The organism is Streptomyces sp. NPDC088252, assembly GCF_044740965.1.
GTDB lineage: Bacteria > Actinomycetota > Actinomycetes > Streptomycetales > Streptomycetaceae > Streptomyces.
Window position 1 is genome coordinate 43,043 of sequence record NZ_JBIURS010000006.1, and the last position, 23,927, is coordinate 66,969.

General features: G+C 70.5%; 21 protein-coding genes. 16 read left to right on the forward strand and 5 right to left on the reverse strand.

The features are described 5' to 3' along the window. Positions 1–33: 33 nt before the first annotated feature. The gene (locus ACIOHC_RS14190; RefSeq protein WP_351074769.1) at positions 34–390 is read right to left on the reverse strand and encodes a hypothetical protein; all 357 of its coding nucleotides are present in this window, start codon (positions 388–390) and stop codon (positions 34–36) included. Positions 391–527: 137 nt separating this feature from the next. After that, complete coding sequence (locus ACIOHC_RS14195; protein WP_351074901.1) at positions 528–1,307, reverse strand: hypothetical protein; 780 nt, start codon at positions 1,305–1,307, stop codon at positions 528–530. Positions 1,308–1,662: 355 nt separating this feature from the next. Here ACIOHC_RS14195 and ACIOHC_RS14200 point away from each other — a divergent pair, with 355 nt between their 5' ends. From ACIOHC_RS14200 to ACIOHC_RS14215, 4 genes are all read left to right on the forward strand, one after another. Next, on the forward strand, positions 1,663–2,946 hold the full coding sequence (locus ACIOHC_RS14200) for a glycosyltransferase (protein WP_351074771.1): 1,284 nt from the start codon (positions 1,663–1,665) through the stop codon (positions 2,944–2,946). Further along, the gene (locus ACIOHC_RS14205) at positions 2,943–3,812 is read left to right on the forward strand and encodes a transferase (protein WP_351074773.1); all 870 of its coding nucleotides are present in this window, start codon (positions 2,943–2,945) and stop codon (positions 3,810–3,812) included. Before ACIOHC_RS14200 ends, ACIOHC_RS14205 begins: the two co-directional genes overlap by 4 nt. Before the next feature lie 57 nt (positions 3,813–3,869). After that, complete coding sequence (locus ACIOHC_RS14210; protein ID WP_351074775.1) at positions 3,870–4,829, forward strand: YafY family protein; 960 nt, start codon at positions 3,870–3,872, stop codon at positions 4,827–4,829. A 411-nt stretch (positions 4,830–5,240) separates the two neighbouring features. Then, complete coding sequence (locus ACIOHC_RS14215) at positions 5,241–5,456, forward strand: I78 family peptidase inhibitor (RefSeq protein WP_376208776.1); 216 nt, start codon at positions 5,241–5,243, stop codon at positions 5,454–5,456. A gap of 102 nt (positions 5,457–5,558) precedes the next feature. Here the strand turns inward: ACIOHC_RS14215 and ACIOHC_RS14220 are convergent, their stop codons facing one another. Beyond that, positions 5,559–6,578 (reverse strand): phosphatase PAP2 family protein, encoded by a 1,020-nt coding sequence (locus tag ACIOHC_RS14220; protein WP_351074778.1) that lies wholly within the window; start codon positions 6,576–6,578, stop codon positions 5,559–5,561. Between the two features lie 579 nt (positions 6,579–7,157). Here ACIOHC_RS14220 and ACIOHC_RS14225 point away from each other — a divergent pair. Together ACIOHC_RS14225 and ACIOHC_RS14230 are read left to right on the forward strand one after the other, a co-directional pair. Further along, complete coding sequence (locus tag ACIOHC_RS14225) at positions 7,158–8,861, forward strand: MFS transporter (RefSeq protein WP_351074780.1); 1,704 nt, start codon at positions 7,158–7,160, stop codon at positions 8,859–8,861. A gap of 74 nt (positions 8,862–8,935) precedes the next feature. Then, positions 8,936–10,150 carry an acyl-CoA dehydrogenase family protein gene (locus ACIOHC_RS14230; RefSeq protein ID WP_351074781.1) on the forward strand — a complete coding sequence of 405 codons (1,215 nt, stop codon included), beginning with the start codon at positions 8,936–8,938 and terminating at the stop codon, positions 10,148–10,150. Positions 10,151–10,172: 22 nt separating this feature from the next. Here the strand turns inward: ACIOHC_RS14230 and ACIOHC_RS14235 are convergent, their stop codons facing one another. Next, on the reverse strand, positions 10,173–10,616 hold the full coding sequence (locus tag ACIOHC_RS14235) for a cell division protein SepF (RefSeq protein WP_351074782.1): 444 nt from the start codon (positions 10,614–10,616) through the stop codon (positions 10,173–10,175). A 314-nt stretch (positions 10,617–10,930) separates the two neighbouring features. On the opposite strand from ACIOHC_RS14235, the gene ACIOHC_RS14240 reads away from it, so the two are divergent. Continuing rightward, on the forward strand, positions 10,931–12,163 hold the full coding sequence (locus tag ACIOHC_RS14240) for a DUF5685 family protein (RefSeq protein WP_389637212.1): 1,233 nt from the start codon (positions 10,931–10,933) through the stop codon (positions 12,161–12,163). Between the two features lie 193 nt (positions 12,164–12,356). Here ACIOHC_RS14240 and ACIOHC_RS14245 read toward each other — a convergent pair whose 3' ends face one another. Continuing rightward, positions 12,357–13,292 carry an ABC transporter substrate-binding protein gene (locus ACIOHC_RS14245; protein ID WP_351074784.1) on the reverse strand — a complete coding sequence of 312 codons (936 nt, stop codon included), beginning with the start codon at positions 13,290–13,292 and terminating at the stop codon, positions 12,357–12,359. 548 nt (positions 13,293–13,840) lie between these two features. Here ACIOHC_RS14245 and ACIOHC_RS14250 point away from each other — a divergent pair. The 9 genes from ACIOHC_RS14250 (at position 13,841) to ACIOHC_RS14290 (ending at position 23,738) form a co-directional block, all read left to right on the forward strand. Beyond that, complete coding sequence (locus tag ACIOHC_RS14250; RefSeq protein WP_351074786.1) at positions 13,841–14,707, forward strand: amino acid ABC transporter permease; 867 nt, start codon at positions 13,841–13,843, stop codon at positions 14,705–14,707. Next, complete coding sequence (locus ACIOHC_RS14255) at positions 14,704–16,560, forward strand: FAD/NAD(P)-binding protein (protein WP_351074787.1); 1,857 nt, start codon at positions 14,704–14,706, stop codon at positions 16,558–16,560. Before ACIOHC_RS14250 ends, ACIOHC_RS14255 begins: the two co-directional genes overlap by 4 nt. A gap of 61 nt (positions 16,561–16,621) precedes the next feature. Next, positions 16,622–17,521, forward strand: coding sequence for an amino acid ABC transporter permease (locus tag ACIOHC_RS14260; RefSeq protein ID WP_351074789.1), 900 nt, complete (start codon positions 16,622–16,624; stop codon positions 17,519–17,521). A 38-nt stretch (positions 17,522–17,559) separates the two neighbouring features. Next, on the forward strand, positions 17,560–18,312 hold the full coding sequence (locus tag ACIOHC_RS14265) for an amino acid ABC transporter ATP-binding protein (RefSeq protein ID WP_351074905.1): 753 nt from the start codon (positions 17,560–17,562) through the stop codon (positions 18,310–18,312). A gap of 44 nt (positions 18,313–18,356) precedes the next feature. Then, positions 18,357–19,331: an ABC transporter substrate-binding protein gene (locus tag ACIOHC_RS14270; RefSeq protein WP_351074790.1), complete on the forward strand. Its 975-nt coding sequence runs from the start codon at positions 18,357–18,359 to the stop codon at positions 19,329–19,331. Between the two features lie 20 nt (positions 19,332–19,351). Then, on the forward strand, positions 19,352–20,419 hold the full coding sequence (locus ACIOHC_RS14275) for an LLM class flavin-dependent oxidoreductase (protein WP_351074792.1): 1,068 nt from the start codon (positions 19,352–19,354) through the stop codon (positions 20,417–20,419). Between the two features lie 17 nt (positions 20,420–20,436). After that, positions 20,437–21,717 (forward strand): NtaA/DmoA family FMN-dependent monooxygenase, encoded by a 1,281-nt coding sequence (locus ACIOHC_RS14280; RefSeq protein ID WP_351074907.1) that lies wholly within the window; start codon positions 20,437–20,439, stop codon positions 21,715–21,717. A 4-nt stretch (positions 21,718–21,721) separates the two neighbouring features. Then, the gene (locus tag ACIOHC_RS14285; protein ID WP_401842874.1) at positions 21,722–22,537 is read left to right on the forward strand and encodes a DUF1684 domain-containing protein; all 816 of its coding nucleotides are present in this window, start codon (positions 21,722–21,724) and stop codon (positions 22,535–22,537) included. A gap of 298 nt (positions 22,538–22,835) precedes the next feature. Further along, entirely contained in the window at positions 22,836–23,738 is a 903-nt protein-coding gene (locus ACIOHC_RS14290) for a S1 family peptidase (RefSeq protein WP_351074796.1), read from the forward strand. The last annotated feature ends 189 nt before the right edge of the window (positions 23,739–23,927 follow it).

Here is a 23,927-nt window from a genome sequence, read left to right on the forward strand (position 1 = left end):
CTCTTTCATACGGTCAGGCCCCTCTCCATACGGTCAGGCCCCTCGCGATCCCGGCGGCAGAGCCGCGGGCTGGGTGCGCCCGGAGTGCCGTCCCACCCGCTGCCAGGAACCGAGGCTGCCGGTGTGTGTGCTCGGGCCGCTGCCGTGTCCGGTGGTCGCGCCGTGCGCGGAGAGGCCGGTGGAGAGACCGGAGAGACCGGAGTGGCCGGAGTGGCCGCTCAGCGGGAGACGGCTGCCGAAGAGCCCGGTGCCGAAGGCCATGAAGCCGAGATTCTCCTCGCCGCTCCGATCGCCCGGCAACGCCCGGAACGACCGGCGGTACTCCGAGTACAGCGCGTCGTAGATCGGAGTGTGGGACTGACCGCCCGAGGGTTCCTGCGAGGGACGCATGGCAGGGATCGGGCTCGGTCGCTGGTGGGAGGAGTCGTATGAGTGCACGTATGTGCCAACGACCCCGGTGTCCGTCGGATGCGGGCCCGGCGGAGAAATAGCTGTTCGCCGCAGACGCGAGGAGCCGAGGGACATGATCAGGTCCCGGCCAGGGGCATCGCCGCGGCGACCAGGAGCCCGGCGGCGGCGGCCTTGTCCAGGGCGTCGCGCAACAGGTCCTCGCGGGGCTGCTGGCCGATCGCTCCCGCCGGGGCGGCGAAGAGGAGCACGGTCTGCGACTTGGTGGCCGCCGTTCGCCAGCCCTCGGTGACCTGGAGCGGCGCGTGTGCCTGCCACCAGGCGACGGGGGTGCCGCCGCTGCCCGGCTGCAGCACGGCGTGCAGCCGGCCCATGGCGAGCAGGACCGACCAGCCGTGCAGCACCGAGGGCATCAGATCCACCCGGTGGGCCGGCTGGAAGCCCTGCTCCAGCAGCAGCTGCAGGAACTCGTCGCCCCGGCTGCCGTCGGTGCCCGGACGGGCGATGGCGCCGGTCGGCTCGACGACGAGGGCCGGATGGAGCTCGTCGTCGATCAGGACGAGGCCGCTGGTGACCCCGAGGACGGCCTGTTCGGTGCTCGGGCCCTCCGGGTGTTCCGCGTCGCTGCGGGTGATGCTGCGGACGGCGCCCTGAAGCTGCTCCTCGGCGACCTGGACGACCTGCGAGGGGATGCAGCTCGCGTGGGCGAAGGCCAGGACGGCGGTCTCGTCCCCGACGAAGAGCACCGTGCTGGTGCGTTCCTGCTCGGAGTCTCCGGGAGTGCGGCAGGAGGTGCAGTCGTAGCTGCCCGGGGTGTTGTCGCCGACGAGCAGCCGGTCGGCTTCGGCGTCGCCGATCTCGGCGCGTACGTCCTCGCTGACGTCGAGCATGCGCGGCACGGGTGGCTCCTCGAACTCGTTGCGTGAGCCGAGCGGTTCCCGGCTCATGAAAGACAACGGGCGATCCGTGGCCGGGGTCACGCGAGAAAGGGAACGTAATCGAACCATCCGACGCGGAGGGTGAATCTCGGGATCCGAGGAGCCGCTTACGGCTTATTTGTCCTGATTGATCGTGGGGTGATGTGGTCGACTCGGCCATGGAGCGGTTCACCGATACATCGATAAATCAGGAAAACGAGCGAATATGAAGATGGCCGGAACTGACCGATGTCCGGAGTGAACCGCCGGTCGATTCGCGTCGTCATGGCCAGTGCCGCCCTCCACCGGCCGGTCGAACCGGGAGATGCACCGTTTTATGCACATTTCTTTCCTGCTGCACAACGCCTACGGCGTCGGGGGCACGATCCGTACGACGTTCAATCTCGCCGGGGCACTGGCCGAGCACCATGACGTCGAGATCGTCTCCGTCTTCCGGCACCGGGACGTCCCGGCGCTGGGCGCTCCCGCGGGCGTGCGTCTGGGCCACCTCGTCGACCTGCGGAAGAAGAGCCCGACGTACGACGGCGACGCGGCCGAGCACGCCCGTCCCGCGACCGTGTTCCCGCGCGGCGACAGCCGGTACCGGCAGTACAGCAGGCTGACCGATGCGCGGGTGGCGGACCATCTGCGGTCGCTGGACGCGGACGTCGTGGTCGGAACCCGCCCGGGGCTCAATGTGCAGATCAGCAGGCAGGCCCGGCGCGGTCCGGTCCGGATCGGTCAGGAGCACCTCACCCTCGACAGCCACGGCTACCGGCTGCGCCGCGAGATCGGGCACCGCTACGCCCTGCTGGACGCGATCACCACCGTCACCGAGGCCGACGCCCGTGCCTACCGCAGCGGGTTCAAGCTGCCCGGCGTGCGGATCGAGTCCATTCCCAACAGCGTTCCCGCGCCGAGGATCGAGCCCGCAGACGGCGACGGCAAGTGGGTGATCGCCGCGGGCCGCTTGCACAAGGTCAAGCGGTACGACCTGCTGGTCCGGGCCTTCGCCGACGTCGTCGCCGTCCGTCCGGACTGGCGGCTGCGCATCTACGGCGGCGGTGACGCGACCGGGAACGAGCGGCAGGCGCTGCTCACCCTCATCGGTGAACTCGGCCTGCACAACCACGTGTTCCTGATGGGTTCGGTCAACCCGCTGGAGGCCGAGTGGCCCAAGGGTGCGATCGCCGCGGTCACTTCGGACCGCGAGTCCTTCGGCATGACCATCGTCGAGGCGATGCGCTGCGGCCTGCCGGTCGTCGCCACCGACTGCCCGCACGGCCCCCGCGAGATCATCGAGGACGGCACGGACGGGCGGCTGGTGCCCGTCGGTGACACGGCGGCGGTGGCGGCGGCCCTGCTCGGTCTGATCGACGACGACGAAGCGCGGCACCGAGCGGGACGCGCCGCGCTGGTCGCCTCGCAGCGGTTCGATCCGTCGCGGATCGCCGAACGCCATGAGCGGCTCTTCACCGAACTCGCCTCCCGGGCCCCGAGCGACCGTTCGCACGGCGCTCTGAGCACCACACTGCACCGCGCCCGCGGCACCGTGCTGGACGGGGCGTACGCCGTGCGCTACAAGGCCGCCGACGTCATCCGCAAGGGGAAGCCCGCATGACCCTCTCCACAGAGCGACCGACACCACGAGCCGACTGCACCGCGGGTCCCGACGGCGGGATCGTCTTCGATCTCGACCCCGGTGGCCGTGCGGAGGGAAAGGCACCCGAACTGCTTCTCCGGCTGCGCGGCAGCAAGGGCGACGACGGCACCCTGCGACTGCCGCTGAGCCCGCTGGGTGACGGACGGCTGCGGGCGGAGCTGCCGAGCACCGCGGAGCCCGCCGAGGGGCGCTGGGACGTCTATGTGCGTGAGCCGGGCGCGGTTGACGACGGGGAGGTGGCCGTCGAGCCCGGGATCAGGGATCTGCGGCTCCTCATGGACCGCGCACCCCGGACCGGGCGGGTCGCGGTCCGCATCCCGTATCCGACCGTCGACGGCCGGCTCGCCCTGCACTGCTGGATCCGCTCACCGCACGCCGAGGCCGGACCGGTCACCTTCGACCGGGACGGGATGACCGTCGAGGGCACGCTGTACGGGACCGGTCTCGGCGACGGCGCCCGCGTCGAGGCGCGACCGCCCGGTACCGGCGAGCGGGTCTGCCGGGTGCCGGTCACCGGGAAGGGGGACACGTTCTCCTTCACGCTGCCCCTCGACAGGCTGGCCACCGGGCCGGTCACCGGGAAGCAGCTGTGGACGCTCTGGCTGGTCCCCGGCACGTCCGGCGGTGGGCCGGCCGACGGCGTACGGATCTCCCGTCTCCTCGACGACGTCTGGGACCGCGAGAACATCTTCGTCTACCCGGGACACGACGTGGGGGAGGGTGCACGCGCCACCCCCTGCTACTCGGCCGAGAACGACCTCTGTGTCCGGATCGAACCCGGTCCGACGCCGGAAGCCCGCTCGCTGTCGTGCACCGGGCCGTAAGGCCTCGGCAGCCGATCGCGGACGCGGGGTGACCGCGATCCCTGGCAGACTCGCCCCATGTTGGAGACATCGGCACGACTGCTGCGCCTGCTCTCACTGCTCCAGGCGCACCGGGACTGGTCGGGCGCCGGTCTCGCCGAGCGGCTCGGAGTCACGCCGCGGACCGTCCGGCGCGATGTCGACAAGCTGCGCGAACTGGGCTACCCGGTCAACGCGGCCCCCGGCACGGGCGGCGGATACCGGCTCGGCGCCGGTGCGCAGTTGCCGCCGCTGCTCCTCGACGACGAGGAGGCCGTCGCGGTCGCCGTCGGGCTGCGCACCGCGGCGGGCAACGGGGTCGAGGGCATCGGCGAGACCTCCGTACGCGCCCTGGCCAAGCTGGAACAGGTGCTGCCGAACCGGCTCCGCCGCCGGGTGAACGCGCTGAACACCTTCACGGTGCCGTTGCTGCGCGGGCCCGGCGCGTCCACCGCCGACCCGGGGGTGCTCACCGAACTGGCCGGAGCCTGCCGGGACAGCGAGCGGCTGCGCTTCGAGTACCGGGACCACTCCGGTTCCGTGTCGCGCCGGTCCGTCGAACCGCACCGGCTGGTGTGCACCGAACGCCGCTGGTATCTGGTCGCCTGGGATCTGGACCGTGCGGACTGGCGCACGTTCCGTGCGGACCGGATCACCCCCGCCCCGCCGCACGGTCCGAGGTTCGTGCCCCGCGACGCACCGGCCGAGGATCTGGCCGCCTATGTCTCGGAGGGCATCTCCACCACCGCGTACGCGACCCGTGCGGTGATCCGGCTGAAGACGGGGATCGAGCGCGCGGCGGAACGGATCCCGCCGTCGGCCGGGGTGCTGGAGGCGGACGGCACCGACAGTTGTCTGCTGCGCACCGGGGCCACGAGTCTCGATGTGATGGTCATCCATGTCGTGCTGATGGGGATCGACTTCGAGGTCGTCGAACCTCCGGAGCTCAATGACGCCATCAGGGCGGTCAGGGACCGGCTGTCGAGGGCCCTTGGCTGACCGCCTCGCGGTGTTCCCGCACGGTGACGGTTCGGCTCGTCCGCTATACGGGCGGCGGCGGGCGGTAGTGCCGGCCCGCGGCGCGGGTTTTGTGACCAAAGGATAAGGCTGCCATAAGGAAGCGTGAATTCCCGGTGGCATGCTCCTTTACACGGGTTATTCGGTGCGAGAATTCCGGCTGCCCGATACGGCGTACTCCGTTTTGTTTTCGGGTGTTCCGTATGATCGCTTCCCGGCTTGTGTGATTACTGTGTGTCGGGTCCTGGACCGCGAGTTCGGGCGGCGTGATCCGAGCAGCGCACGTGTCGAGATCCTGTGACACAAGCGTGACAGGCGGGGGACGTGAGGATGCCGTGCGGCAACCCGTGCCCCGGCTTCCGTCGTGGTCCCGGGGAGCCTACGGTGAGAGACATGGCACCCATACCGACCCCTCCCGTCCAGCCCGAGGACGCACCCGGTGCGTACGTCGGCCTCGCTGTCGAAGCGGCCGAACGGCGAGCCCGCAGCCATGGCTGGACCACTGTCAGATCCCTGCCGCCGGGGGCGATCATCACCATGGAGTTCCGGGGCGGACGGATCAACTTCGAGGCCGTCGACGCCGTCGTCACCCGCTGCTGGGTGGGCTGAGAACGGCTGTTGCCCGGCTCCGGGCACAGCGAAGGCCCCGACCGGAGTCGGGGCCTTCGCTGTGCGGGGGGAGCGGTTGTGCGTACCGGCTCCCGGCTCCGTTCAGCCGCCGGACACCGGGCGGGCCGAGGTCGTGCCGCCGCGTGGCGTACGGTCCGCGTGCGGCGGGCGCCGACTCCCGGCCGGGGTGATCGGAGTCCGTTCCGAGCGCACCAGATGTGTCGGATGCGACGGGGGAGCCGGATGCGTACGCGAACGGGGGCCCGTGACCGTGCCTGCGGCGACCGGTTCCAGCACCGGGCTCTCCGCCACGGCGTCGCCGCCGTCCAACTGCGGGAGCAGCGCGGTCCGGGGTCCACCCACCGCGACGGGCAGGGAGGGAACGGGGCGGGCGCGTCCCCGCAGGATCTCGCGCTGGGCGAAGATCCAGGCCTCGGACCGGGTGATCAGCGGCTCGACCCAGGGCAGCGCCAGCAGGATCAGCAGCCCCGCGGCCCAGCCGAGCAGCACATCGCTGAGCCAGTGCGTGCCGAGGTAGACCGTGGTGAGTCCGACGCCGAGCGAGACGATCGCGGACACGGCCGACAGATAGCGCCTGGCCCGTGGGGTGGTCGCCAGGTAGGCGAGGATCCCCCAGGTCACGACCGCGTTGGCGGTGTGGCCCGACGGAAATATATCGCCGCCGGCGAAGAGTTCGGCGGAGCCGATCTGGGTCGCGTAGTGCGGGCCGAGCCGCCCCAGGCCGATCTTGACCGCGCCGACCGTCGCGTTGAGCAGCAGCAGTGCGGCGCCGAGTGTGAGCAGGGGCCGCAGTGTGTGCTGCCGCCAGGAGCGCCAGCCGAGCCAGCAGGCGACCATGGTGGCGGTGGGGCCGCGCTGACCGAGCACGATGTAGTAGTCGAGGAACGCATGGATTTGCGGCCACTGTTGATAGGGCCGGAAGAGCATGACCTTCCAGTCCAGGGTCACCAGCCAGGAGGAGACCAGCACGGCGACGACAATGGCGAGATAGAACGCCAACGTCCCGCCGAAGAGAGCGATGCGGTGACGGCTCATCCGCGGCGGCTCTATCTTCGGCGGCTCCGGCTCCCGGTCCAGGCGGGCAAAGATGTCGGTACGCACCCAATCGACGTTACAGCGAGTTAGCGTGTGGACAGGTCGATCCGGTCTCTTTGTGATGACGATGTGATGTGGACTATGTCTCAGCCGGACCTTAATTTCTGACTCGAAGAAGCGCCTCGGTACGCCTCCGCGCTTTTTATTTCGCACTTATTTCGGAAGGGTGTTCAGGGGTGGGAAGAAAGGCGAAGGAGGTGCCGGTATGAATTTATCCGGCCCCTACGGGGGGTGAAACCGAAGGTATCCGCCCGGTCACCGACCGCTTTCGGCGCAGGCCCGGCCGGTGGTGCCGGAGTGGCGCCGGGTACCTTCTGAGCCGGGTGCGCAGGTCGGCGGCGCGGCTTCGGACGGTCTCCCGGTGGCGGTCGTTCGTGCAGGTCCGACGGGCTCCGGGCGGTGCCCCGGCGTGGCGTACGCCACACTCCACGGCCCGTCGGGGTATGAGGTGGACCACGTGTGGGTGCTCCGAACTCGCGTACGCTGACGGATCACTCGCCCGTCGATGCCGGGCCCCGAGGGGCAGCGAACCGCCGCGTCCCCGGCTGGCCCGCCGAGCGTGAGGACCTTTTGGGAGGTACGTGCATGTCCGGGACGACCACAGGCCGAATCCGGCTGCGCCCAGCCGTCGACGGTGCCAATCGATGGGTCGTCCTCGTCGTCCTCTGCCTCAGTCTGCTGCTCGTCGCACTCGACGCGACCGTGCTCCATGTCGCCGTCCCCGCCGTCACCGAGGACCTGCGGCCCAGTGCCGCCGGTCTGCTCTGGATCGTGGACGCCTATCCGCTGGTCTGTGCCTCGCTGCTGATCCTCTTCGGCACCCTCGGCGACCGGGTCGGACGACGCCGCGTGCTGCTGCTCGGCTACGCCCTCTTCGGCGTCGCCTCGGCGATAGCCGCGATGGCCGACAGCCCCGGCGTGCTGATCGCGGCGCGTGCCCTGCTCGGGGTCGGCGGGGCGATGATCATGCCCGCGACGCTGTCGATCCTCCGGCAGGTCTTTCCCGACCGGCGCGAACGGGCCGTGGCGATCGGCGTCTGGAGCGCGGTCGCCGCCGTCGGAGCGGCCACCGGGCCCGTCATGGGCGGCTTCCTGGTCGAACACTTCTGGTGGGGCTCGGTCTTTCTGATCAATGTCCCGCTGATGGCCCTGGTCCTGCCGGTGGGCCGCCTGCTGCTGCCCGAGTCGCGCGGCAGTGACGACGGCCCGTGGGACGTACTGGGCGCGCTGATGGCCGCGGCCGGTGTGCTCGGCGTGGTCCTCGGAGTGAAGCGGGCGGGCGCCGGGGAGGGGCTGCTGAGCCCGGCCACAGTGGCCCCGCTGCTGATCGGGGCCGTACTGCTCGTCACCTTCGTACGTCGTCAGAAACGCCGTAGGCATCCGCTGATAGACATCGGGATGTTCGCCCGGCCGGCCTTCTCCACCGCGGTGGGTTGCATCGTCCTCGCCATGCTGGCCCTGGTCGGGCTGGAACTGATAGCCGTGCAGTACCTCCAGCTCGTGCTGGGGCTGAGCCCGCTGGAGACCGGGCTGCGACTGCTGCCGCTCACCTTCGCGGCCATGGCCGCGGGCGCCACCGGGTCGTACACGCTGCGCCGCGTGGGGCCGCGGCGGATGGTCGGCTGGGGCTTCGTGCTGACGGCCGCCTCGGTGCTGATCCTGACCGCGATGGGGCAGCACGACCGGCCCGGCCTGCTGACCGCGGCGTTCGTCGCACTCGGCTTCGGACTGCAGACCACGCTCTTCGGGGCGTACGAATCGATGCTCAGCGACGCCCCGGCCGACCGGGCGGGCGGAGCGGCGGCGATCGGCGAGACCTCGTACCAGCTGGGAGCGGGCATGGGCATCGCCCTGCTCGGCAGTGTCATGAACGCCGCCTATGCCCCCGGACTCGCGAAGCTCCCCGGAAAGGGCGTCCCCGTCGGGGACGGCGCGGCCGCCGCCCACTCGCTGGGCGAGGCCTACCAGGTGGCGGACCGGCTCGGCGGTCCGCTGGGCGAGGCGCTGCGCTCCACGGCCCGCCATGCCTTCATCACCGGGCTGCATGTCACGCTGCTGGTCAGCGCGGCCCTGCTGCTGGCCGGCGCGCTCGCCGCGCTGCGGCTGCCCCGCGCGATGGAGTGTCCGTCGCCGGCTCTCGACGAAACCCGGGCGACCGACGCGGGTGAGGCGCCGGAACGCCCCGAGCCGCACGAGGTGCCCGTCGCGGGCTGTACGCAGCGGTCGCTCGCGCTGTCCGCCCGGCGCCGACCCGCCGAGGCGACCGGCTCTGGACGGGCGGGGCACTGAGCCGTAACGTCGGCACGAGGCCATAACTAACACTGCTAGTTTTAGCATCGTGCGAGCCGCCGGAGGCGCCCCTCATGTCCACCACCCCGTCCTCGAAGCTCCCGCCCTTCGACCCCGCCGACCCGATCGGCATCGACGATCTGCTCGACACCGAGGACCTCGCCATCCGCGACACCGTCCGGGGCTGGGCCACCGACCGCGTACTGCCGCACATCGCCGAGTGGTACGAGAACGGCGAGCTGCCCGGCATCCGGGAACTGGCCCGCGAGCTCGGTTCGCTCGGCGCTCTCGGCATGTCCCTGCAGGGGTACGGCTGCGCGGGCGCCACCGCCGTGCAGTACGGACTGGCCTGCCTGGAGCTCGAAGCGGCGGACTCGGGGATCCGCTCGCTGGTATCCGTGCAGGGATCGCTCGCCATGTACGCCATCCACCGCTTCGGCTCCGAGGAGCAGCGGCAGCGGTGGCTGCCGGGCATGGCGGCCGGCGAGGTCATCGGCTGCTTCGGTCTCACCGAGCCGGACCACGGCTCCGACCCGGCCGGAATGCGGACGTACGCCAGGCGCGACGGAGGGGGGGACTGGGTTCTCACCGGCCGCAAGATGTGGATCACCAACGGTTCGGTCGCCGGGGTCGCCGTCGTCTGGGCGCAGACCGACGAGGGCGGCGCGGGCGGCGGAATCCGCGGATTCGTCGTGCCGACCGACACTCCGGGATTCACGGCGCCCGAGATCAAGCACAAGTGGTCGCTGCGTGCCTCGGTCACCAGTGAGTTGGTCCTCGACGAGGTACGGCTGCCCGCCGATGCCGTACTCCCCGGAGTCACCGGTCTGCGCGGCCCGCTCAGCTGTCTCGGTCACGCCCGCTACGGCATCGTCTGGGGAGCCATGGGCGCGGCGCGTTCCGCGTTCGAGGCGGCCCTCGACTACGCGCGGACCCGGGAACAGTTCGGCAGGCCGATCGGCGGCTTCCAGCTCACCCAGGCCAAGCTGGCGGACATGGTCGTGGAACTGCACAAGGGCATCCTGCTCGCCCACCATCTGGGCCGGCGGATGGACGCGGGCAGGCTCCGCCCGGAGCAGGTCAGTTTCGGAAAGCTCAACAATGTGCGGGAGGCGATCGACATCTGCCGTACCTCGCGCACGATCCTCGGCGCCAACGGGATCTCGCTGGAGTACCCGGTGATGCGGCATGCGACGAATCTGGAGTCGGTGCTCACCTACGAGGGAACCGTGGAGATGCACCAGCTGGTGCTGGGCAAGGCGCTCACCGGTCTCGACGCGTTCCGGTAGACCGGTCCGGCGAGCGCCCTGCTCAGCTCTGGTTGAAGAAGCCGTCGGCCGGCCTGCCGACGGCTTCGCCGTTGACCACCCGGGTGTCGGCCGGGGTCAGCAGGAAGACCCGGGTGGCCACGCGCTCGATCGAACCGCGCAGCCCGAAGGTCAGCCCCGCGGCGAAGTCCACGACGCGCTTGGCGTCCGTGGGGTCCATGGTCGTGAGGTTGACGATCACCGGCACGCCGTCCCGGAAGAGCTCGCCGATGCCCCGTGCGTCCCGGAAGCTGTCCGGGGTGACGGTGGCGATCCGGCGGCCCGTCTCCACGGCCGCCTCGGAAGCCACCTGCACCCGGGGATCGGTCACCCAGGCCTGGCCGGTCCCGGTCTGCGCACCCCCGGCGTACTCCTCGTCGTCGTAGTACCGCTCGTCGTTGTCCTCCACGAGGCCCAGCCAGGCACTCGCCTTGCGCACCGATCCCATGGACGCCTCCTCTCACCGCGGTTCCGTGATGTTCCGCATCTCTATCTCTTTCGTGTCCCTATGGTCGTCCATGATGCGGATCGTGCGCCAAGTGGATAGTCGGCGCGCAGGGGATTCGTGACGGTACTGGTGCAGAAGATGTGGCGGTTCGTCAAGGTTTCTCCTGCATCAGGGGCCTGGAAGAAAGAAAATATGATGCGCCGGTCCGTACGGGTGACCCGGGGGACGTACGGGTGAACGGAGCGCTCGATACGATGCACGTCGCGCACGCGCACGAGCTCGGCGCACGAGTGAACGACTCTCGGGGGATCGTCGTGTTCGGAATGGTCAGGCCCTGTACGCACCGGTTGTCCGAAGGGCTCAGGACCGAGTGGATGGCCCATCTCTGCGGGCTCTGTCTCGCACTTCGCTCGGACCACGGGCAATTCGCCCGCATGGTGACGAACTATGACGGCCTGATCGTCTCGGTCCTGACGGAGGCTCAGGTCGGGCGGACCAACGGATGGCGACGCACCGCGGGGCCCTGCCCGCTGCGCGCCATGCGGACCGCCCCGGTCGCCCACGGCGAGGGTGCCAGGCTGGCCGCCGCCGTCTCGCTGGTGCTGGCGGCTGCGAAGGTGCGGGACCACGTCGCCGACCGGGACGGCCTGTTGAAGCGCCGCCCGGTCGCCGCAGCCGCGCGCCGGGTCGCGGCGGGCTGGGACCGGGCAGGCGCGCGCACCGGCGCGCAACTCGGCTTCGACACGGCTCTGCTCGTGGACGCCGTCGACCGGCAGACCGGAATCGAGCTGCTTGCCGGGCCCGGCACCCCGCTGCTCACGGTCACCGAGCCCACCGAGACCGCCACCGCGGCCGCCTTCGCCCACACCGCGGTACTCGCGGGCAGGCCGCAGAACGCGGAGCCGCTGGCCGAGGCGGGCCGGCTCTTCGGACGCCTGGCGCATCTGCTGGATGCCGTGGAGGACCAGGAAGCTGACGCCGCGTCGGGTGCCTGGAACCCGCTCACCGCGACCGGCACCTCGCGGGCCGAGGCCCGACGGCTGTGCGACGACGCGCTGCGGGGCGTAGGGCTGGCGTTGCGCGACGCGGAATTCACCGACGACAAGCTGGCCCATGTGCTGCTGGTGCACGAACTGCGGCAGTCGGTGGACCGGGCGTTCGGCACCACGGCATGCTCGCACGGGGCGGGCGTCCCGGTGCCGGACGGAGTCGGCCGTCCGTCGGACAGGCAGCAGACCGGGTCCTTCGGTCCGCCGCCGGGCAATCCGTACGCACCGACCCCCGGCAATCCCCTCGGCCCGCCACCATCCCCGCCCGAGCCTCCGCGCGACCGGCGAGGACTGATCGCCGGCTGCCTGGTGTGGGCGGGGCTGGCCTGCACCTGCCAGATGTGCTGCGGCACCTTCGAGGACCCGTGGACCCGTCAGCGCCGCGAGGGGCTGTGCAGTCAGTGCGACTGCTGCGATGCGTGTGACTGCTGCAGCAACTGCGGGGACTGCTGCGACGGATGCGACTGCTGCGACTGCGGGTGCGACTGCAGCTGCTGAGCGGGAGGCCGGGCGCCGCGACGTGGGCTGTCCCGTGACACGGAGCCGGTCCGGAGTCGGCCTGGACGCGCGGCTCGCGACGTGGGCCGGGCCGCGACATGCGTCCGTGAACGCCCCGGGCCGGTCCGCACGGCCGAAGCCGTCCCGAGGCATGGGGCGGCCCGGTGGCCCGGCCCCGGTCCGCAGGTCCGTTTCACCTGATCTCGGGCGGCGAGATCTGCGAGGTCTTGATGGCCGACGCGCCGATGCCCCACTTCTCCAGGATCCGGTCGTAGGTGCCGTCCGCCTTGAGACCGTTCACCGCGGCCTGGAAGGCGGGTGCCAACGGGGTGCCCTTCTTGAAGGCGAAGCCGACGTCGAGGCGCTTGAACTCGTTGAGGAATCGCACGCCCTCCTGCTGATCCACCGCGTACCGCAGCCCGTTGATGGTGGACATCACCACATCGCTGCGACCCTGCTGGAGCGAAGCCCAGGTCGCGCCCTGGTCGTTGTAGGTCTTCACCTCGTACGGCTTCTTGCCCGCGTCGGAGCACCGATGTCTGTTCTCCTCCAGCGTCACCTCGAAGGTGGTGCCCGCGCCGGTGCCGACCGTCAGACCGCAGAGCCCGGTGAGATCGGTGACCTTCTTCAGCTTGCTGTCGTCGCGGACCGCGAACCCCTGGCCGTCATTGATGTAGGTGACGAAGTCGATCGTCTTGCGGCGTTCCTCGGTCACCCCGAAATTCCCGGTGCCCACGTCGTACTTGCCGCTGTCCAGCGCGGGCAGGATCGCCTCGAAGGAGGCCACCTCGCGCTTCAGTCCCAGCCCGAGCTTCCTGGCCACCGCGTCCGCGAAGTCGATGTCCGTACCGGCCACCGTCTTCCCGTCGGCGAGGTAGGTGGCACCGGGCGGACTGCCGATGCTGGAGGCGATGGTCAAGGTGCCGGCGGCGCGGACGTCGGCGGGCAGCAGCCTCGCCGCCGCCTCGTCCTTGTGCACCGACGACACGACATCAGCGGTCGGGACCTTCCCCTTGGCGTCCGCGGCGCCGGCCGGCGCGGACGCCGGATCGCCGGACCCGCACGCGGTGAGGGTGAAGGCGGCGGCGGTGATCAGCGCGAAGGCGGCGGTGTGCCGGGTTCGGGGCATGAGGCGTGGTTCTCCAGGGTCGTCGGCCGTGAGCGGGCGCGGCGGCGGGCCCGTGAGCAGGGCAGCGCGCGGCGACCCCACAGCCGGGGCGAAGCGAACGGCAGGACGAAAAGTCGACAGAACGAGAGATCGACACAGCACGGAAGAGCTACGGACGGAAGAGCTACGGAACGAGGGAGGGGAGGGTGGTGCGGTGTTGTGTACGTGAAGACACGCGGGGAACAGTGCTCAGGCGCCGCACACGGCGCCGGGCGGAGACGCGAGGAGATGCAGGGGGTCGGCTCAACAGGAGGAGGACCACACGCGACCGAAGTCGATGTGGGAGCGCTTGACCAGCCACTGCTGCGAATGCATGGCCCCAGTGGAACAGGCATCCGGTGGTCCGTCAACTGAACTGAGACGTACGACTCACAGTGTGGACAAGCTTGACAACGCACGGTGAACAGCGCTTATCTCGGAAGCGGACCGGTGCTGAGGGGCCCGGTCCGCGTTGTGTCTCTGCTGAAGACGCGCCCCGTGTTCGATCTCTGCATCCACGGAGCCCTCGCATGTCCGCGCAGACAGACACCCTTCCTTCCCCGCTGCCCGCCCCACTCGCGAAGAGCGAGCGGACCGACCGGCTCAGGATCGTCCCGGTACGCCGAACAGGTCAGTGGGCGGCGGCAGTTGTCGCCCTGGCACTCCTCGCCCTGGTGCTGAACTCCGTCATCCGTAACGACGCCTTCCAGTGGGACGTCGTCGCCGAGTACTTCACCACCACCGCCGTCCTGCGGGGCCTCGGCCTCACTCTCTGGCTGACGGCGCTGGTCATGGTGCTCGGCTTCGCCCTCGGCACCCTGCTCGCCGTCCTCAGGCTCTCCGACAACCGCGTTCTGCAGGCGCTGGGTTGGGGATACGTCTGGCTCTTCAGGTCCACCCCGATCCTGGTCCAGCTGCTGTTCTGGTTCAACATCGGTGCGCTCTACCCGGAGATCCTCGGCGTACGTACGGTCGACCTCCTCGGCCCCGTCACGGTCGCCGTCATCGGGCTCACCCTGCACGAGGCCGCGTACGCCGCCGAAGTCGTCCGCGGTGGCATCCTCTCCGTCGAACGCGGACAGATCGAGGCCGCCCAGTCCCTCGGGCTCGGGCCCTGGCGCCGGCTCCGCCGGATCGTGCTGCCACAGGCGATGCGCTCCATCGTCCCGCCCGCCGGAAACATGCTGATCGGCACCCTCAAGGGCACGTCGATCGTCAGCGTCATCGCCGTACAGGACCTGCTGTACTCGGTGCAGCTCGTGTACCACCGCACCTACCAGGTCATCCCCCTGCTGCTGGTCGCCACGCTCTGGTACACCCTCGTCACCTCACTGCTCGGCGTCGGCCAGCACTACATCGAGCGGCACTACGCGCGCGGCACGGCCGGTGCCCGATGAACCGGACACCGGCGCTCGTCGTCATCGGCGCCGGACCGCGCGGCACCGGTCTGATCGAGCGCATCGCCGCCAACGCCCCCGGTCTGTACGAGGGCCGCCCGCTGGACATCCATCTCGTGGACCCCCACCCGCCCGGCGGCGGGCGGATCTGGCGGCACGACCAGTCGCCGCTGCTCTGGATGAACTCCATGGCCGAGGACGTCACGATGTTCACCGACGACACCGTCCGGCTGGAGGGGCCGATACGTCCGGGGCCCGCGCTGCACACCTGGGCGGCGGACATCCGGGACGGGCGTCTGAAGCTCTCGGACGAGGCCGTCCCGGAATCCGGACTCCTCGCCGAGATAAAGGCGTTGGGCGGGCAGGACTTTCCGAGCAGACGGCTGCAGAGCGTCTATCTGCGCTGGGTGTACGAGCGGGCCGTGGCCGCACTCCCCGAGGGCGTCACCGTCCACTGGCACCGGGGCAGGGCCGTGCGTGTGAGCGGGCCGCGCGAAGGGCGTCAGAGCGTCTGGCTGGAGGGGGCCGACGAGCCGCTCCTTGCCGATCTCGTCGCGGTCACCATCGGCCACCTCGACGCCGAACCGGAGCCGGAACAGGCAGAGTTGGCCGAATTCGCGCAACGGCACGGACTCGTCCACCTGCCGCCCGACTTCACCGCCGACACCGATCTGACCGAGCTGCCCGCGGGCGAACCCGTCATCGTCCGGGGCTTCGGACTCGCCTTCGTCGATCTGATGGTGCTGCTCACCGAGGGCCGCGGCGGACGCTACGAGAACGGCGAGTACAAGCCGTCCGGCAGGGAACCGGTGCTGCACATCGGATCGCGCCGGGGCGTTCCCTACCACTCCAAGATCGGCTACCCCTGGCAGGGTGAAAGACCTCCGCTGCCGCGCTTCCTGGGCCCGGACCGGACCGAGGCACTGCTGAAGACGGACGAGCCGCTCGATTTCCGGCGCGATGTGTGGCCGCATGTCGACAAGGAGCTGGGCTACGCCCACTACCACCGGCTCTTCACCGCCCACCCCGAGCGGACCACCGCCGACTGGCACGATTTCGAGGCGAAGTACGCCGCCGCGGATCCGGCCGGCCCCGAGCTGAGAGCCCTCGTGGCGGCAGCCGTACCGGACCCCGCCGACCGGCTCGATCTCGAAGCGCTCGACCGCCCCCTGGACGGGGTGCGCCATCCCTCGTACGACACACTCCAGGAAGGGATGCGTGCCTACATCTCCGCGGACCTGGAACGCCGCCACGACCCCGGCCACAGCCCGGATCTCGCCGTCTTCCTCGGACTCCTGTCCGCCTACGGGCAGTTGATCCGGCTCGGCGACATCGGCGGCTGGTGGCACGGCTTCTTCAGCTACCTCGCCTCAGGACCGCCGGGCCCCCGGCTGCACCAGCTCCTCGCGCTCTCCCGGGCCGGAGTCGTCCGCTTCCTCGGTGCCGGAATGACCGTCGAGGCCGATGAACGCCGGGGCGTCTTCCGGGCCGGCAGCGCCACCGTGCCCGGGGAGTCGGTCGAGGCCCGCGCCCTGGTCGAGGCCCGGCTGCCGGATCCCTCACTGGAACGCACCCGCAGCAGCCTGCTCCGGGAACTGTACGAGGACGGGGCGGCTGCCACCGACACCGGACTGCTCTCCGTGGACCCCGACGACGGCCGGATCCTGGGCCGGGACGGGCATCCGCACCCGCGCCGCTTCGCGCTCGGCCCGTTCACCACCGCTCGCGCCGGCGGAGCGTTCACCCGGCCGCGCACCGGCGGCCCGGCCTTCCGGCAGAACGACGCCACCGCACGCACGGCGCTCGCTTTCCTCCGGGACCTCGCCTGTAGCGACGGCCCGCTCGGCGCCTGACCGCGGATCCACGCGGAAGCCCCCCACCCCACCTCCGTACCCCGTATCCCAAGGACCCCTGATGTCCCTCACCAGTGATCCACCCATCGACAAGGCGACAGGACCACACGTCGCCACGCCCGCCGTCGCCGACCACGACGCGCTCACCGTCGTGCCCGTACGCCACCCCTGGCGCTGGGTCGCCGTCGCCGTCACCGCCGTCCTGCTCGCCCAGTTCCTGCACGGCCTGGTCACCAATCCCGGCTGGGAGTGGGACGTCTTCGTCCAGTTCTTCACGGCCGAGACCATCCTCAAGGCCGTCTGGGTCACGCTCCAGCTGACGTTCTACGGCACGGTGCTCGGCTTCGCGCTCGGCATCGTCCTCGCCTTCATGCGACTGTCGGCGAGTCCGTTCCTCAGCGCGGTCGCCTACGCGTACATCTGGGCGTTCCGCTCCATCCCGCTCATCGTCCAGCTGCTCTTCTGGTTCAACCTCGCCTATCTGTACAAGGAGTTGCAGTTCGGCGTCCCGTTCGGGCCCGGCTTCTTCTCCTTCGACACGATGAACCTGGTCGGTGCGATGAGTGCCGCCGTCCTCGGACTGGCACTGCACCAGGCCGCCTACGCGGCGGAGATCGTCCGGGCCGGCGTACTGGCCGTGGACGGCGGTCAGTTGGAGGCCGCGGCCGCGCTCGGGATCCCCCGGCACCGGCAGCTGCGGCGGATCGTGCCCCCGCAGGCGATGCGTTCCATCCTGCCGAACGCCGCCAACGAGATCATCTCGCTCTTCAAGGGCACCTCGATCGTCTCCGTGATGGCGATCGGCGAACTCTTCTACCAGGTCCAGGTCGTCTACGGACGCAGCGGCAGGGTCGTGCCCCTGCTCATGGTCGCGACGGTCTGGTACATCCTCCTGACCACCGTGCTCTCCGTCCTCCAGCACTACGTCGAACGTCACTACGCCAAGGGGGCCGCGCGATGAGCACCACCAGCGACCGCACCACCGGATCCGCGGACACCATGGTCGAGATCCGATCGGTCCACAAGCGCTTCGGCGGCCTGGAGGTGCTGCGCGGCATCGACCTCTCCGTACGCGCCGGAGAGGTGACCGTCGTCCTCGGCCCGTCCGGTTCCGGCAAGTCCACGCTGCTGCGCACCATCAACCACCTGGAGAAGGTCGACAACGGCTGGATCAGCGTCGACGGCACCCTGGTGGGCTACCGCAGGGACGGCAACAAACTGTACGAGCTCCGCGAACGCGAGGTCCTGCGCCAGCGAACCCGGATCGGCTTCGTCTTCCAGAACTTCAATCTCTTCCCGCACCTGACCGTGCTGGAGAACGTCATCGAGGCCCCGGTCGCCGCCCTCGGCCGCCCGAAGAGGGAAGCCGTCGCCGCCGCGGAGAAGCTCCTCGCCCGGGTCGGGCTCGCCGACAAGTCCGGGGCGTACCCCAAGCAGCTCTCCGGCGGACAGCAGCAGCGGGTCGCCATCGCCCGTGCGCTGGCCCTCGAACCGAAGCTGCTGCTCTTCGACGAGCCGACCTCGGCGCTCGACCCCGAGCTGGTCGGTGAAGTCCTCGACGTCATGAAGGACTTGGCGACCCAGGGCACCACGATGATCGTCGTCACGCACGAGATCGGTTTCGCCCGCGAGGTCGCCGACACCGTCGTCTTCATGGACGAGGGGCGGATCGTCGAGCAGGGCGCGCCCGGCGACGTGCTCGACCGTCCGCAGCACGAACGCACCCGCGCCTTCCTCTCCAAGGTCCTGTGAGTCCGCCCATGTCCCTTCCGCTGTTCTCTTCGAGGAGTACGCACGTGTCCGTCCGACGCACCCTGTCCACCGCGCTCGCCACCCTCGCTGCCGCGGGACTGCTCACGGCCTGCGGCAGCGGGGACGCCGCCACCACCGAGGTGAAGCCGAAGGGGCAGCGGGGTACCGGCATCGACATCGGCCCCGACCAGCATCGGATCAGAGGCAAGAAGGTCGACGCCATCGCGGCGAAGGTGCCCGAGGCCGTCCGTGAGCGCGGCACGCTGCGGCTGGGTGCGAGCGCCGACGCCTCGCCACCACTGGGCTTCTATGCGACCGACGACAAGACCCGGATCGGTTCGGAGATCGACATCGCGAGCCTGATCGCCGACACGCTCGGTCTTGAGCCCGAGTTCGAACAGGTCTCCTGGGAGAACCTCTTCGTCGGTCTCGACAGCTCCAAGTTCGACGGAGTGCTCTCGAACGTCACGGTCACCGAGGAGCGCAAGGAGAAGTACGACTTCGCGACCTACCGGCTCGACAACATCGCCTTCGAGGCCAGGAAGGGATCTGGCTGGAAGGTGAAGGAGCCGAAGGACGTGGCGGGGAGGACGATCGCCGTCTCGTCCGGGACCAACCAGGAGAAGATCCTGGTCGACTGGAACGAGCAGAACGTCGAGGCCGGACGCAAGCCGGTGGAGATCAAGTACTTCCAGAAGGACACCGACTACTACCTGGCCCTCCAGTCCGGCCGCATCGACGCCTATCTCGGCCCCAGCCCCTCCGCCAACTACCACGTCGCGTCGGCCGGCCAGTCCGAGATCGTCGGCACGCTGTCGGGGGCCGGCGACGGGCTCCAGGGCAAGATCGCCGCCACCACGAAGAAGGGCAGCGGCCTGGTCGAGGCGTACGCGGCCGCCATCGACCACATAGTGCAGGACGGTTCGTACGCCAAGGTGCTCAAGCGCTGGGGGCTCTCCGGCGAGGCCGTCGCGAAATCCGAGATCAACCCGCCGGGCCTGCCCAGGCCCAGGAACTGAGCCCCGAGAGGTAACGCCCCATGCCTTCGACCGCACCCCTTCACCTGGCCGCCGAGATCGGCGGCCCGCCCCGCTACGACCCCGGGCACCACATCGGCCTCGCCCGGCTCGCCGAGCGCGGCGCCCTCGACTTCGTCACGCTCGGCGACTCGTTCGCCAGGCCCGGACCCGACGCGCTCGCCGTCCTCTCCCGGGTCGCCCCCACCACCGGCCGGATCGGTCTGGTGCCGACCGTCACCACCACCCACACCGAGCCGTTCCACGTGTCCTCCGCCGTGGCCACCCTGGACTGGGTGAGCCGCGGCCGGGCGGGCTGGCACGTCGATGTGTCGACGACCGAGGCCGAGGCCCGGCTCTTCGGGCGGCGTCCGGCCGCGCCCGCCGAGGAACTGTGGCGCGAGGCCGGCGAGGCGGCCGACGTGGGCGCCCGGCTCTGGGACAGCTGGGAGGACGACGCCGAGATCCGGGACGTCGCCACCGGACGTTTCATCGACCGCGCCAAGCTGCACCACGTCGACTTCGAGGGCGCCTCCTTCTCGGTCCGTGGCCCGGCCATCGTGCCCCGGCCCCCGCAGGGGCACCCGGTCACCGTCGTCGACGGGACCGGTGGCCCGGCGAGGGAGACCGCGGCCCGCCACGCCGATGTCGCCCTCGTCCGGGCCACCGCCCCCGAGCGGGCCGCCGCGATCCGCACCGATCTGCGCCGGCGCGCCGCGGTGTACGGACGCGACCCCGACACCCTCCGGGTTCTGGTCGCGCTCACCGTCGACCTCGGCGACGCCGAGACCGCCCCGGAACCGGGGCTGGAGAGCGGACCCCCGCTCGCGGCCGGCGGCTCCTACTACCGGGGCGGCCCGGTCGACCTCGCCGAACTGATCACCCAGTGGCACCGAGGGGGAGCGGTGGACGGCTTCCACCTCACGCCCATCACCCCCGGGCGCGACCTCGAACGCATCGTCAACGGCACCGTGGCCCTGCTCCAGCACCGCGGCCTGTTCCGCACCTTCTATCCCGGCGGCACCCTGCGCGAGCACCTGGGGCTGGCCCGCCCCGCCAACCGTTACGCCCTCGAAGGGGGACGAGCATGAGCACCACGACGAGACGGATGCATCTCGCCGCCCACTTCCCGGGTGTGAACAACACCACCGTCTGGTCGGACCCGCGCTCCGGGAGCCAGATCGACTTCTCCTCGTTCGAGCACCTGGCCCGCACCGCGGAACGCGGCAGGTTCGACTTCTTCTTCCTCGCCGAGGGGCTGCGGCTGCGCGAGCACAACGGCCGGATCCACGACCTGGACGTGGTCGGCCGCCCCGAATCCCTCACGGTGCTGGCCGCGCTGGCGGCCGTCACCGACCGGCTGGGCCTCGCCGCGACCGTCAACACCACGTTCAACGAGCCCTACGAACTGGCCCGCCGCCTCGCCACCCTCGACCATCTCAGCGGCGGCCGGGCCGCCTGGAACGTGGTCACCTCCTCGGACACCTTCACGGGGGAGAACTTCCGGCGCGGCGGCTATCTCGACCGGGCCCACCGATACACCCGGGCGGCCGAGTTCGTCGCCACCGCCCGCGAACTGTGGGACAGCTGGGCCCCCGACGGCACCCCGCGCCCGTTCGCGCACCACGGGCGGCACTTCACCGTCGAGGGGGAGTTCACCGTCCCGCGCTCCCCGCAGGGCCATCCGGTCGTCATCCAGGCCGGGGACTCCCCGGAGGGCCGCGAGTTCGCCGCGTCCACCGCCGATGTCATCTTCACCCGGCACGGCACCCTGGAGGCCGGCCGCACCTTCTACGCCGACGTCAAGGGGCGGCTGGCGAAGTACGGCCGGGAACCGGACGATCTGAAGATCATGCCCGGGGTCACCTTCGTACTCGGCGACAGCGACGCCGAGGCACAGGAGAGAGCGGCCGAGATCCGTCTCCAGCAGGTCTCCCCGCAGAACGCGCTGCTGGCCCTGGAACAGGTCTGGGGCCGTGACCTCTCCTCCTACGACCCCGACGGACCGCTGCCCGGGATCGACCCCGACCCGGATTCCTCGCTGGTCCAGGGCCGGGTCAGGCACGGCGACCCCCTCGCTGTCGCGGCCCGCTGGCGCGCGCTGTCGAAGGAGAAGGGGCTGTCCATCCGTCAGACCGTCATCGAGACGACCGGGCGCCAGTCCTTCATCGGCAGCCCGCGGACGGTCGCGGCGCGGCTCACCGAGTTCGTGGCCGCCGACGCCGCCGACGGGTTCATCCTCGTACCGCATCTCACCCCGGGCGGCCTGGACGACTTCGTCGACCGGGTCGTCCCGCTCCTCCAGGAGCGCGGCGTGTTCCGTTCCGCGTACACGGGTCCCACGCTGCGGTCGCATCTCGGACTCGCCGAACCGGTATGGAAGGGTTGAACGCATGAGCACGGAAACACGCCGGCCGCACGATTGCGGGCAGGCGGCACAGGACTGGAAGCACTGGCACGAGGAGCGCACCGCCACGGTGTCCGCGCCGTACGGACCGCTCTCCCTCACCGGCACCCACTGGCCCTCCGACTACCCGGAGGGCCACATTCCGGGCGCGCCCGGACAGTGGCGCGGGGACGGCGAGGAGCTGCTGCTCAGCGCCTTGGCCGCAGACGGCCTGACCGTCGACGGCAAGCCCTTCACCGGCCAGGTCCGCCTCACCGCCGACCGCGGCCCGATCGGCGAGTCCCGCGTCGCGCACGGTGAGCGGCGGTTGGTCGTGCTGAGCCGCGAAGGGCTCTGGGCCGTACGGGACTTCGACCCGGCCTCGGCGGCGCGGCGCGCCTTCCGGGCCATCGAGGCCACCCCGTACGAGACCCGCTGGGCACTGCCGGGCACCTTCCGCCCGTACGAATCCGCCCGTACGGTCCGCGTCGAGAACGCCGACGGGGTAGAGCGCGGCCTCGGGCTCGGCGGTGAGATCGCGTTCGAGCTCGACGGTGCCCGGCACACGCTGCAGGTCGCGGTCGAGCCCGACGGATCACTCTGGGCGGTCTTCGCGGATGCCACCAGTGGGAACAGCAGCTACCGCTTCCGGTTCCTGCGGCCCGCGGCCCCGGCCGAGGACGGCAGCGTGACGGTGGACCTCAACCGGGCGCTGCTGCCGCCCTGTGCCTTCGCCGATCACTTCATCTGCCCCTTCCCGCCGCCCGGCAACACCCTGCCGGTCGCCATCGAGGCGGGCGAGCGGAACCGGGTCGACGGCTGACACTCCGTCGGATCGCCCTGGGGCGAAGGCCCCGGTCCGCGGCCGGAGCGCCGCAGGATCAGCCCGGGACAAAGGTCCCGGCAGCCCACGGGCTGCCGGGGCCGTCCGGTGCGACGCGACAAGTTCAGGCCAGAAGGCCCTCTTGCGCCAGAAGTTGACGCCTTGAATACTCCCGAACAGCGCTTGTCAGGAGCACGGCATTCCGGAACGCAGGCATGCCGCCGTGCGAACGACTGCGCCTCACGGGTCCGACCACCCCACAGGCGGACCCCCGATTTCCTTTCGGGAGGAATGAAAAGTGAGGATCAAGCGCACCACCCCCCTCAGCGGCACCGCCAGACGCAGCAGGGCTGTCGCCGTCGCAGCCGGTCTCGTCGCCGCCGCCGCACTCGCCGTACCCAGCGCCCAGGCAGACACCGCCCCCACCACCTTCAGCGCCAAGCAGCTCTCCGCCGCGAGCGACGCCGTGCTCGGCGCCGATGTGGCGGGGACGGCCTGGAGCATCGACCCGGCGACCGACTCCCTCGTGGTCACCGCGGACAGCACGGTCTCACAGGCCGAGATCAAGCGGATCAAGCAGTCCGCCGGAGCCAACGCCGGTGCCCTGCGGATCGAGCGCACCGCCGGAAAGCTCAGCAAACTGCTCTCCGGCGGCGACGCGATCTACGCCCCCGGCTGGCGCTGCTCCCTCGGCTTCAACGTCCACAGCGGCAGCACCTACTACTTCCTGACCGCCGGTCACTGCACCGACGGCAACCCGCCCTGGTACACCAACTCCTCGAACACGACCAGCATCGGCCCGACGGTCGGATCCAGCTTCCCGACCAATGACTACGGCCTGGTGCGGTACGACAATGCCTCGCTCGCCCACCCGGGCACCGTCGGCAGCGTCACCATCACCGGAGCGGCCAACGCCACGGTCGGCATGTCCGTCACCCGCCGCGGTTCCACCACCGGCGTCCACAGCGGCAGCGTCACGGGCCTCAACGCCACGGTCAACTACGGCAACGGCGACATCGTCTACGGCATGATCAAGACCAACGTGTGCGCGGAGCCGGGCGACTCCGGTGGTCCGCTCTACTCCGGCTCGAAGGCGATCGGTCTCACCTCGGGCGGCAGCGGCAACTGCAGCTCCGGTGGCACCACGTACTTCCAGCCGGTCACCGAGGCGCTCAGCGCGTACGGGGTCACCCTGAACTGACGCTCCAACATTCCGGTCCGACCCTGGAACACGCAGTCGACCGAGACGGAGTCCCCGCCCGAATGCTGGGCGGGGACTCCCGCTCACCCCACGGCTTTTGAGAGAATGTGGGGCAGGTCGGTCAAGCAGGAGCAAACGGGGGCGGATGCTGTGCCTTCCGGAGGGATGCCTTCCGGAGCCCCCGCAGAT